Source organism: Pseudomonas sp. GW456-E7 (assembly GCF_059424105.1).
The window spans coordinates 18,232-30,013 of the sequence record NZ_JBWKZB010000062.1; the positions used below are offsets into that span (position 1 = coordinate 18,232).

Below are 11,782 nucleotides of genomic sequence, written 5' to 3' on the forward strand. Positions count from 1 at the left end.
AGAACGGCCCAACATGGACGATAGAGTACGGAAAATAAATCTCACCTCCTCAAGAACGCGAGGAGCTGGGTTACGCGTCCGGTTCCTTAGGCCACAGGTGTCGCGGCGCACCGACTAGGCAACCAGCGGCCGAACCATCACGGCAAATTTCGCCCGCTACCGAGACATGGACGCTAGGTAGCCATCATTCAGGTTTGGAAAGAAGCAGTCTACTCCCGCCCTCTACCGCAATTTGAATAAGCTCTGCGGAATCACGGGTTCTCGCCCCCTCGCTGTTGGCCTGAAGAAAGCCCACTGCTTGATTAAGCATGAATTGACCCGCTTCGTTTTCAGTCAGCTCTCTAGCTTCTATGCGGGCCAGCGCTTCCTTGCCGAAGACCTTTATCTGGTCGTTCGTGCACTTTCCAACCGCAGCCAGATCCTCGGGACGATCCAAGGTTGGTATGTGCAGCTTCTCTGAGCACGCCATCACAATCAGTACTTTGACACCCGCAAGATCTTCTTGAAGTCGCTGTTTGGTGGCACGTACCGCCTCCGAATCGGCAGGTAAAGGTGTCGCTTGTGAGGAGATGGGGTGGTTGGGCTCCTTCTTATCCGCTACGCAGCCTCCAAGAGATCCAACCACAACCGCAAACCCTGCCAACAAAATACGTTTCATCTACTACTCCATGTGATTTTTCCCCAGCGTACCTAATCGCCTTCATACGCCGCCACCTTACAGGTTTGACCTTACGGAAGACTCTTCCAGATAGGGTGGCGACTTATGCACGCGATTTCACCAAGGGGCTGCACCGTGACCAGAGACGACGAATGCGGCTGGTTCCTCAGCATTTACACAATCAAGAATGGGGAAAGATTATTTCCACTACTTTGGTTGTCCGCCTCCGGGCAAAAGGAGTTCAGTCAGTTGCGTCCAGGAAATCAGGGGCGATTCAGTGACAGGGTCAAGCTCTGGTATTGGCAGAGCGATATTGCTAACGCTTGCGGCAGAGGGGCGGCGTCGGTTTGCTATGACTTACGCCCGGATGCAAAACCTGGTGGCTACGACGAAGAAATCGATCTCCACACGGATGCGTTGATCATCAAGAGAGGTGGTAAGGCCAACTTCGCTCGTGCGGACGCGGGTTTGACAGCAGGTGTCCCAATTTTTGTAACCAAGCAGTAGAGAACTTTTGTCGTTCAGACATAATGGTGAATAACGCTGGCGTCTTCACTGGCCTGAATACGATCCTGGAGGGAACCGAGACAGGAATCGAACTAGTCGGCTCAACCTCAGTAAACACGGAAAGATTATTAACTAAAAAAGCTAAATAGGTACTCGTTTAGGGACTCAAAAAAACCAAAGTCCTACCGCCAGCTCATAATTGCTATAGCACATGAGCTTAGCATAGGCGCTGCGCTTGGGAACTGTTCCATCATCACGCTCAGGCTACACATGTATTCCTCATCCAGTAGATTTGGCATCTGCTCGCCATACCATGAAGCGAGCTTACTTTTCGAAACCGATATAGGCATCGCAGACCTACTTCGCTCCAGCCGAACTGAAAGTCCTCGCCGAGTGCGAACGTCAGCGGTAAAAGCCCGTAAGGATTTGCCTTGCTCGCCGCGCCACGGACGTATGAGGCGGTGGGCTGGCTAAATCCGTGTAACTGCGGCATACAGTCATCTCCGCTGACGATCGTATCGAACGGGCAAGTTCCAAGTCGTTGACAATCTCAAGGTGAGGCCCACCTCAGAACTCTGAGTCGCCTCATAAGGATTTGATCGCGAACTTACGACGGTTGGGTTATACAGCGGCATGCAAGGGAAGTGGTGGGAGAGATACCAATGAACATACCTTGGTGAACGGCAAGAGGTTCGCTCATGGGGAACGCGGCAGTTTTATCAAATGGTTGCCGTGCTCGTGAAAACCGACATCTCCCACAAGCAACACTGCTAAAATGAACCAATCAAGTCTTCGCGCTAGTGAAGCTTTTCACTATGAGGCTCGTCACGCGTACAAGTCAGGACTTGCCCAAATTATAGAAACGATGCCGCTGTCATCTAGACTGCCAATTTTTATGTCCACACCAGAAATAGAACTTATTTTACTAGCATAACTCACAGCTCGAACGAAATGATCATCATCAATAAAATCACGAAGAACATAAAAATAGTGAATTCTCGTAACTCCACCAAAATCACTATATTTAATCAGGCGCGCCTGCATCTCTCTCAAAGATATTTTAATTTTTTGCACGAAGTTGTGATAACTGTATGCTTTCACCTCAACTGCAACGGTTTCATCACCTCTGACAGCCATCAGGTCAAATTGAATCACATCCCCTCTACGCCCTAGCATAGTCACATCGTAACCCTCACTAGAATAATACTCAGCAACTGCGCTTTCAGCTGCATTATAAAACTCCATTGAAGGATGGCGCTGATAAGTATTAATAATTAACTCTCGATCCTCATTTCCCATATCAATTTCGCCAAGCTTTTCCGTTGCAGCACGAATGACCGCTTTTACCTCCTCCGCAACCCCGCAAATTCTGCCATACTCCGCTCGACTGATTGCCCGATTGTGGGCAACTTTATTTCTAAGGTCGTAGAGCACCTTCCATTTTTCTTGTAATTTATGGCCTGGAAAATCAACTAGCGAAGAGAAATATTTTTCCCAGTTCGACTTTGGAAGGTATTTCAGTATCCGTTCCTGATCTCCCTCATCAAATTTTGTCTTAAGAAGAATTCTATCTAATTCGTCAAGCGATACGTCCCGCTTCTTTTCAAACAGAACATCGCTTAAATGAATGAAATCTAATTTGTGCAGATCATTAACATAAGGCTGTTCGCCTTTGAAGTTTTCTATTTTTTGCCAGAGTGTCGGTAGCACCGCATCCTTAGCCCATTTAACTCCGACCGTAACAAGCATAAATTTCGCGATGAGGCGTCTCATGAGGTTTTCCACCTCATTTATTACTGGATAGGATTTCTCCGCAAAAACTTTTCCGGCCCCATCCCAAAGTGTGTTAACGGCTGTGTCACCAGGCCGAATCCTCTCAATTATACTCTTCAAACGCTCACACATTTCCGCAAACTCTTCAGCAAGCTCCTCTTTCTCACACTCAATAATAAAATGAAAATACCTTTCATTGCTTGACTTAACCTTGTCATTCGCAACTTTAAACTTAGCAGCAACTAGTGGCTTCGCCCTTGTCGCGCGCTTGTAAGTTATTTTATTCCCAAGGATAGTGAGTAATGAGTCAACTTTCAAGAACTCGACAAACGCCTTACTGCTCCCGCAAAAATCTTCTTCGCCAGGAATTGTAACTAAAAACTCTGTTTTCAATTGACACCATGTTGACTATGATTATGGCTTTCGGCGGTCGAATAATGCAAGTTCAGTAACTCATTACTCCACGCCTCTATGTTTTTTGAGGCAATGATTAAATCCGTACTGCAAAAATCTTGAAACTCAAAAACCAAAATAATTCCCTGGATAACTAGTATCGATTGCAAATATACGTTGCTTATCTGTACATACGGCGCTCAAGCTCAGTTCTGACGTCACCTCCGCAGAAAGATTTTGAAACTGAGTCAAGCAAGGAAAGCACCTGGGTTTCAATTTCGTAGAAATCTTTCTTTGGCATAAACTGCAGATTAAATCCAATCCCTTCCAGGGCCCGGATCATTTCTGCTTGGTGATCCTTGTAAATAAACGGTCCTCTCGTAGCCTTATATGAATTAAAGTTAGAGTCGGAAATAACCTTATTAACCCGATCGATAAAATCAAAGTAAGTCTCAGACAAAGACATATCCCCATCTCTTGAGTTAGAATAAATAAGGCCGTAGATTTTATGAGGGTCAAATGAAGATATTGAAAGCAAATCCCTCTTCCTGACCTCCTCAACGAAAAAGCTCTGAAATAGCGATAGATGTGATATGTGGTTTGTAAAGTGCGATGACTTTAGTGTAGATAAATAACTGAGCAATGCGACAAAAATTGCACCAACCGTAGCAACAAGGACAATAAGATCTAATGTCGACTTAGCAATAGTAAACGCTGAACTATATTTCTCATACAGACTTACAAAGCACTTATTGGAAAAGCAAAATGGCAGCAAGTAAATCTGATCAGCAAAAAAAATCGTTACGAAAACCGTCAAAAAAATACCAAACCCTATGATCGCGATCGAGGCAAGCAAAACAATTAAGTACTTAAAATATGGATGCTGATTTAAAAAGGCATCTCTCGCCCCTCTACAGGACGAAGCCATAAAACTATACATGCTTATCAATTATATCCTCACTTTCAGGTTTCAACCTTCTTAATTTAGACCTTAACTGCTTGGATGTTATGTCATATACACGATTTAAAACTATCAGTCGCTCCATAACCCTATGAAATCTTGACTTGTACCAGTGAGTATGCCTTTTTGCATCAAAGTCTTTTTCCAAGCGCGCAACCATATCTTTGGCCCTATTAACATCACGTCTTGACGGCAAAGGCTTGATTGAATTAAGTCGCGCAAGAAGCGGTTCATGTTGATTATGGCCAACCCGAAGGAGCTTATTAACCCTCCCCATACAGCGATTATAGTCATGCCTGTAGCCGTGAGAAGTTCGATAGCCGGGTTGGACTGCGAGAGACTCTAAGTTACGAACTGCGGCCCTAATCCTGCCCACCTCATCAGCAGGAAGTCGCGGCGTATTGAAGCTAACTCTCAACCCATGGACGGTCAATGGTTCCGTTGAGGTCCTGAATACTTTAGTCTTACCCTCATTTATAGGAAGATCTTTAGCAGTTAACATATCGCTAATAATTTTAAGCGCATACGTAAAATCGGTATTTAGCGATTTTGACGATACAGTAATATCATCTACCAACCTAGTGTATATAAACCCCTTCCTATTGAGTCGTTCGACAACATCCCCTTCAGCATCATACAAACACAAAGAGGCAATGTAACTTGATGTCAAACCACCCTGAACAAGATGTGAATTATGGCAGCACAAGTCGGTAAGAATCCTAGACACTTCTTCGTCATATTTGAGAAACTTACTAAATATAGAAAATACTATATCCTGATGAATATTATCAAAAAAACTCGAAACATCAACTTTCAATAAGCTTTTCGCGCCGCAGTGCCTTCCCGCGCAAGAGACATAATCCTTACTGTCGTAGGCATCATTGTTTTTTTGGTTTGGCACTGAGCCATATATGAAGTGCGGCCAACGAATCACGTAGTGATTGGAGAAGATTGCAATATTTATTCTTTTTTGGAGCTTTCTTAAGAACCTGTGAGGATTATAAATCGGGCGACTTATCCCACCTGCTTTTTTAACATGTTCTTTTTTGGTGTACCGATCCTCTGGACTCAATGCCATAACAGAAGCAAGAAACTCATCTGATACCCGCAGGAGCTTGCACAAATTTTCGCGACTACTGATAGAATTTTTTGAGATTTTCAGTGGGTTCGCAAGCACGATAGCCAATCCATTGGAAATAAATGTGAGCCGTACCAACCCATAACATAGGGTAAAGAGAAAGATGTTGCGTTCATCGAAACCATCCGCTGAAAACCACCATCTTTCTCATGGTAGGCCCACCGTGAAGCACTCCAGCGGGACGCGGGGGTCGGAGACTGCCGGGGCCCTCTCCTCATCAGTTCAATACTTTCGCATTGAACGCTCATTACTGAGCAAACCAGCGGATGTTGTGTCTCGATTGCGGCAAATAGGCGATACGCCCATGCAATTTGAAAATACACCATTTTCTTGGGTAAGCAACAGATTTGTGATCTCGAAAGGCCACCTACTGAAATGGATCCCAAGCTCAGCAGTCTCTGCCCTCCCTAGCGGTCGACTTTTGTTCGCGACTAGGAGACCTATGGATCAGGTCGTCACGGATGCAATTAGTGGCCGAGAGCTGCTCTTCGCTCATTCTGACTTGTAGCTTTACTCCTACGTTATGCGACGATTCGCTCGCACCGCAGGGTAGAGCTTTGCGGTGTCGTGTGGGTCTGTCGCAGGTGCTCAATTATCTGCGACATGAAATGCGATGGCTGTGGCTCTGAGCCGGATTGGGTGCGACTCCGATACGCTCGCCATTTCTCAGGGCTGGGATCTGCAATCGAAGTCAGTCACGCTGGCGATTTTATGCCTGCCACGAATGTCCGGACATGGCCGAGTTCTGCCGGTGGGAAAGGGCTGAAATCGGCCAAAAACAGCCATCCACGACTAACCACAATCGAGTAAAAGCTTACCCAAGTGTCCAGATCAATGATTCAGAGTGGCAGCTTTTGGCCAATGTTTGGCTGAGATGACAGACCGAAATGGGTTAGCTATTTTTCGAGAATGGCCTTCTGCCATTGTTATCCTCTAAGATGACTCTTCAACGCGATTATTTAGATAGCTCAAGAGGATTCCAGGTATGGATGCCGCTGCACGGCTGGAGGGCCTTCGCGCCAGTTCCGGTTTCGCTTCGCTAGGCCGTTACACGTCAGCTTTCGATATGTTCAAAGTGATGGGGGTAAGCACCAAAGAGCTGATCCATTCGAACATTCTTGCTGCCTTCATGAATGCCAATGGGGCCCATGGTTTGGGTTCATCGTTCAGGGATGCGTACGTGGCGTCGCTCGCCAAGCTGCCATGCAGTGGACAGGCACTTCCGGTTCAGGTGCTGGATAGCCTCGAAGGAACCAAGGCAAAGGTTGCCAGGGAGCTGGCTCACATAGATGTGCTGCTCGACTTCCCAGACAAGCGACTCGTCATCGCTATCGAGAACAAGATTTGGGCGATTGATCAACGCGATCAGGTCGGGCGTTATCAGAAAGCGCTTTGCGAGCTCTACCCGCATCACGAGCACCGGGCTCTGGTCTACTTGACTCCGTCGGGTAGGCAGTCACCCACCCAGGATCTGCAATCCAGTGTGCCGGTTTATCATCAATCCTATGGTGAGCTAGCCGCGCTTTTTCGTCAGTACCAATCCCACGCCACTTCATCCGCCGCCTATTTCGTCGATCAGTTTTGTACGCACGTGGAAAAAACAATGTCAGGGAACTCCGAGTTGAACAATCTTTGCTGGGAGATTTTCCAGCAGAACGAAGACGCTTACGCTCACCTTGTGAAGCAGTACGAATACTGTAAGACGCGCAAGATGACCGAGCTGTTTGATCGCTTGCGGGAGCGTTTGGTCAACGATCGACTGTTCGAAGACATCGCTGGCGGGCTTGAGGTTAGGGCTTCTTCGAGGAAAGACAAGCAACAGTACGACTTGGATGTTCGCCAACGCAGTTGGCCCGAGGGCGTATGGATCAAAATCTACAAACACAACTGGTTTGGAGTGTTCCCATTCTTCCGAGGTGAGGATCGTGAGGCGCTGAGTGTTCGGCTACCGACGTTCACTCAGCCTGCGCACGCTGTTCCTGATTGGGCAGACCTGTACTTCGCCTCCACGCGCTTTTTGGTCAAGGAAGATCGGTGTGTGCTGGAGCAAGGAGATAGAGTGACGGACATCCATCTCGATGAAGCGCTGACTCGCGTATATGACTGCCTGGTCGAAATCAATCAAGCGCTTGATCGCCAGAGAGCGGTAGAGGCGTATGAGGGCGGCAATCCTCTGGTCACAGGTCAAGTGCCTGCTTCAAAGGCATGACCGCGTAAGCAAGCAACCCGACAAACTGTTCATTGACCTAAGATCAGGGAATTCATGGCGCTATTTATTCAAAAACCCATTTTTTGGAATACCGATCAGTACTTGGCACCTTCTGGAGTTCGCGCATCTAGCGGCTTCCCCGAGGCGACAGGTTATGGTCATGAAGAGTGGAACAACTCCTCAAAAATGCGCCTGTCACGCGGCAGTAACCGTTTTCGAGTGTTCCACACTGAGGGGCTTGGTGCTGCACCGACTGACGCTAATGCGGGCCAAACGTTTGTCTTTCTGACCGCGTCGCACGATGGTGTTCAGCAGTTGGTAGGGATCGCTGGGAATGCCTTTTGCTTGCATGGTGAGCATCATAAGAAGCAGCGTGAAGACATTGCGCGGGAGCTGTCACTCCATGAGCTCTGGGAAGATGCCTGGTGCGTTGCGAACGTGCAAAAACAGTACGGCGGCAATCAAAAGAAGTTTTTGAAAGACTGGGAAAAAGACCTGCATTGGATTCCAAACTGGATCTGTCCGGAAGAGTTTTTCTGGTGGTTTGACAAGCCGATCACCCTGGATCCGCGCACCATCACCGGTAAGGAAAAGTTGTTAGGGATGTACAGCAGCTACACCGATCTGGACCTGCCAACGGCGGGTCGAATAATGGATGCCATCCCGGCTGGGAAACATAATGAAAAATGGGTTCGCTTGGTTGATGCGATTCAATGTGCGCCTTCCGAGCCATTGGCTGCTGAAGACTTATCGGATGGAAAGGAGCCAGTCACGGAAGTACTGACTACAGCGAACGCGCGGCGTGGGCAGGGAAAGTTTCGTGAGGATCTGATGGAAGTTTGGGGAAGTGCTTGCGCGGTCACGGGTTTGGCGTGCAGGGAGATTCTTCGTGCCTCTCATGTGAGGCCTTGGAAAAGGTCCAATGACAGGCAGCGCTTGGATCGCCATAACGGACTTCTTCTGTCAGCGAATTTGGATGCCTTGTTCGACAAGGGGCTGATTACGTTTAACAACAAGGGGCACATGCAGGTTTCGAAACGTCTGGATGAGCGACACAGGCAGGCTTTGGATTTGCCTCAGCCACTTCGGTTTGTTCCGAAAAAGCTGGTGGCTTATCTGAAGTATCATGAGGAAAATGTATTTCAAGACAATAAGCGCTGACTGAGTCGGTGGTTCTGGCGAGGAAGATTATTCTGGTTCGTGCCGCCTGCGGCGGACAGGCTGTCCTGATCCGGGCCAGGCGTTCCGCCTGTCACGGCCCTGAGGGCTACCATCCTTCACGCCTTCGGCTGTGCAGGTATGCGCGCGCTGATTGCGGAGGTAATCGATCAGTGCCAGGTCAGCACTGGTGTGGTGGAGGTGGAGCCAGTGGTTGGCGTCGTGTAGGTCTCGCCGTATCGACCAGGGCATTGGGTAGAAAGCTATTGAGTTGATCTCCTTCCTGTAGACATTGGAAAAGCCAGCTATCGACCCTCAGCAGACTTCGTCAAATCATTCAATCGGTGAGACACAGCCTCCGATGGGACGCCGTATCAAAAAAGCTTTCGCTCCAAGCCTCAATATGAGGCCCGAGGCGGTCTCGGGATCTCGGGGCGATTCAGCTCAGCATCCTCTTGTGGAAGGCCTGACTCTCTCCCTCGGCGCAGAAAATATTTTATACCGCGGTACGGGTAAGCAGATGCAAGGATTCTTGACGGTTATTCCCTTCGGTCACCTGATGTCCGAGTAATATCGGCATGCTGCAGGACTTGGGACAATGATTCTTTTCAATTCAAGGTTCAGAAGAGAAATGGATAACTCTGGATACAGGCCTCCGACTAAGCACACCAAGGTCAATTCCGCAATAATTCGTTGCTTAAGAGACACAGGTGATGGGGATTACGTTGCCGCTCGGCTAGCTGCTAGACATCGACTCGTTCCTCAGTTTTTGTGGTCAGCGGAGCAGGCCCTAGAGAAATACCTGAAAGGCATCCTCACCCTTCACCGTGTCAGCGCTCTAACTATCGGGCACGACATATCGAAAGCCTTGACGCTAATAGAAAAAGAACTTGGGTTTGAAATTCCTCTTACTCTGCGGCAGAAGGAAGTATTTGAAGCAATCGCTGAGTGGGATTCGGATAGATATTTTCTGAATCACGTTGGCGTGATGGGCCATGAGCTGCATTATTTGGATCAGTTGGTCTGGCGGATTCGGCAGTACTGCCAGCCTTTAGATGTTATGCACTATGCAGATGAGCCGTCCCGCGCCGTGCTGGAGCAGAACGTTAAAGCGATACAGGGGCGGGAACTAACTGCTCCCCGAGAAGGCGACCTAGTTGGAGGGCGTCTGGAACAGATGCTAGTGGACAAGAACGACCCTGCCAGATCGGCTCTGGTCTGGAAAAATCTAATGTTTAGCACGAGCACTCGCAAGAAGGTAAGTCGTAGAAATCATATGCATATGAGCAATGCGCCTCTGTGGCTTGACCCTGATCTGATCGATGACGTCGCTAAGCTTTTAAAAGTGCCTAAACCACTTCAAGAGGAGTACCGGCAGCTAGCGAAAAGAAGAGCACTGGGGCAAGACTAATTCAGTCTTAACCAGAAACTCAATGGCTCCTTTTTCATGAACATACGATGATCGCTTCTGGCCGTTTCTGCCTTTCGCGACAGGCAGAAATCGGCCAGAAGCGGTCGGTCGAGAGTGAGCGCCAAGATGTATTCATGAGCGCGCTGTTGCGCATGCTCAGGGAATACTAACGGCGGCATGAAGCTCAAGATTGTTCCTGAAAGGCACCACAGCTATGATTGCTGGCTATTTGCTACGATCAGATCAAGGGGGGGGCGATGGCGGTCTGGGAGCCAATTAACGGCGTGTTTATGGCTACGACACCATTTCTTGCAAGCCTAGGATGGCTGGAAAAATGGGCTAATTCGCCGCTAAGTTCGGCTATTATCGGTGGCATGATTGGCGCGGGTTTCGGGGCCTGGGCCGCAGGATGGATCGCCAAGAGGGACAAACGATACGATTCCGTTAACGAGGAAATCCGGGCTTGCAACTTAGCAATGCTGCTGGCTCAACAAGCATTCGGTCTTGCCCTATCGTTAAAGATTGATGCGGTAAAACCCATAACAGATGCCTATAACAAAGCTCGTAGTGAGTATCTGGATCCGAAGGTTGGTGCTGCTTCGGAGACGCAAAACCTACAGAAAGTCAGCCCGATAAACCCGCCGCTCGACGCGTTGCGCACCGCGGCCTTAGAACGCCTCACTCTGCCCGGCTCCGCCACTCGGGCGGTATTGCAGGTAGTCGAATCGATGAATTGCCTGAACCAGGCGCTGACAATTCGCAACGAGCTAACAGATATGTTTTTGCACAAGCAATACCCGCCAGGTATGGATTTCCACCACATGTATTTCGGGGTACCGAAGGATGGTTCCTGCCACGCCGGTTACATGGACTGTATGAAGAGCATGGCTAGGTACACTGATGAAGCGCTGTTTTTCAGCATGACGCTATGCCAGATGTTGGATGAGCAAGGGGTACAGCTGCGGAAAGAGCGTAAAAAGCTAGCTCGAGGCAAAGTGTCCATCAATCGTTTCCGTTTGGCTACCAGCATTCCCGAGGGGATCATCCCGGACGCCAAGAACTACGCGACGTGGTTTGCTGGCTATCAAGTGCAGGCCAATAGTAAAAAATGGTGGCAGTGGGGGAAAAAGTAAAACGGTCCCCGACACTCGAACACACTGTCATTTCCCCTGCCACCAGCTTACTGAACATCTCTGCCTTACGCCGACTGCCACCCTGTGATCTAGCGAGCACGGACCTTTTTATGCGAAACACTGAATGCGTATGGTCATCGGATAGATGAATGCCGCTTAGGCGATAGTTGACCGTCAGCTTTGGTTCGTTTTCTGCCAGTCATGTCCATGAAGCGCGGTGGTCAATTCCATGCAACTGCCTGCTCATCTCGAACGCAATCGGATGAGCAAATCTAAGCAATCCCCCCATCAAGCCTTAACCCAACGCTGCCGACTCCAACTACTCAACCCATCAACCGCAAACACCAGCACCAACATCGCCAAAATCACCGTACTCGCCTGAGCCTCCTGAAACAGGCTGAGGCTGACATAAAGCATCTGCCCCAACCCCCCAGCCCCGAC

General features: G+C 48.8%; 9 protein-coding genes and 1 pseudogene. 5 read left to right on the top strand and 5 right to left on the bottom strand.

Annotated elements, in window-relative coordinates; genetic code table 11:
* Positions 1 to 184 precede the first annotated feature (184 nt).
* Positions 185 to 658 (bottom strand): hypothetical protein, encoded by a 474-nt coding sequence (locus tag AC07YV_RS26995; RefSeq protein ID WP_102702240.1) that lies wholly within the window; start codon positions 656 to 658, stop codon positions 185 to 187.
* A 135-nt stretch (positions 659 to 793) separates the two neighbouring features.
* Between AC07YV_RS26995 and AC07YV_RS27000 the strand changes: the two genes are divergently transcribed.
* Positions 794 to 1,165, top strand: a complete 372-nt coding sequence (locus tag AC07YV_RS27000; RefSeq protein WP_146025415.1) for a hypothetical protein — start codon at positions 794 to 796, stop codon at positions 1,163 to 1,165.
* 825 nt (positions 1,166 to 1,990) lie between these two features.
* Here AC07YV_RS27000 and AC07YV_RS27005 read toward each other — a convergent pair.
* The 3 genes from AC07YV_RS27005 to AC07YV_RS27015 form a co-directional block, all read right to left on the bottom strand.
* Entirely contained in the window at positions 1,991 to 3,331 is a 1,341-nt protein-coding gene (locus AC07YV_RS27005) for a PDDEXK family nuclease (protein WP_102702242.1), read from the bottom strand.
* 181 nt (positions 3,332 to 3,512) lie between these two features.
* A complete protein-coding gene (locus AC07YV_RS27010; RefSeq protein ID WP_146025416.1) occupies positions 3,513 to 4,259 on the bottom strand; it encodes a retron Ec48 family effector membrane protein in 747 nt (248 codons plus the stop codon).
* Between the two features lie 4 nt (positions 4,260 to 4,263).
* On the bottom strand, positions 4,264 to 5,469 hold the full coding sequence (locus AC07YV_RS27015) for a reverse transcriptase family protein (RefSeq protein ID WP_494990370.1): 1,206 nt from the start codon (positions 5,467 to 5,469) through the stop codon (positions 4,264 to 4,266).
* Between the two features lie 946 nt (positions 5,470 to 6,415).
* Between AC07YV_RS27015 and AC07YV_RS27020 the strand changes: the two genes are divergently transcribed.
* From AC07YV_RS27020 to AC07YV_RS27035, 4 genes are all read left to right on the top strand, one after another.
* Positions 6,416 to 7,639, top strand: a complete 1,224-nt coding sequence (locus AC07YV_RS27020) for a PDDEXK-like family protein (RefSeq protein WP_102702245.1) — start codon at positions 6,416 to 6,418, stop codon at positions 7,637 to 7,639.
* A 54-nt stretch (positions 7,640 to 7,693) separates the two neighbouring features.
* Positions 7,694 to 8,800: an HNH endonuclease gene (locus AC07YV_RS27025; protein ID WP_102702246.1), complete on the top strand. Its 1,107-nt coding sequence runs from the start codon at positions 7,694 to 7,696 to the stop codon at positions 8,798 to 8,800.
* 595 nt (positions 8,801 to 9,395) lie between these two features.
* A complete protein-coding gene (locus tag AC07YV_RS27030; protein ID WP_102702247.1) occupies positions 9,396 to 10,208 on the top strand; it encodes a HEPN domain-containing protein in 813 nt (270 codons plus the stop codon).
* A 257-nt stretch (positions 10,209 to 10,465) separates the two neighbouring features.
* Positions 10,466 to 11,341 (top strand): hypothetical protein, encoded by an 876-nt coding sequence (locus tag AC07YV_RS27035; protein WP_146025417.1) that lies wholly within the window; start codon positions 10,466 to 10,468, stop codon positions 11,339 to 11,341.
* A 288-nt stretch (positions 11,342 to 11,629) separates the two neighbouring features.
* Here AC07YV_RS27035 and AC07YV_RS27040 read toward each other — a convergent pair.
* Positions 11,630 to 11,782: pseudogene (locus AC07YV_RS27040) on the bottom strand (phosphonate ABC transporter, permease protein PhnE); the annotation flags it as partial.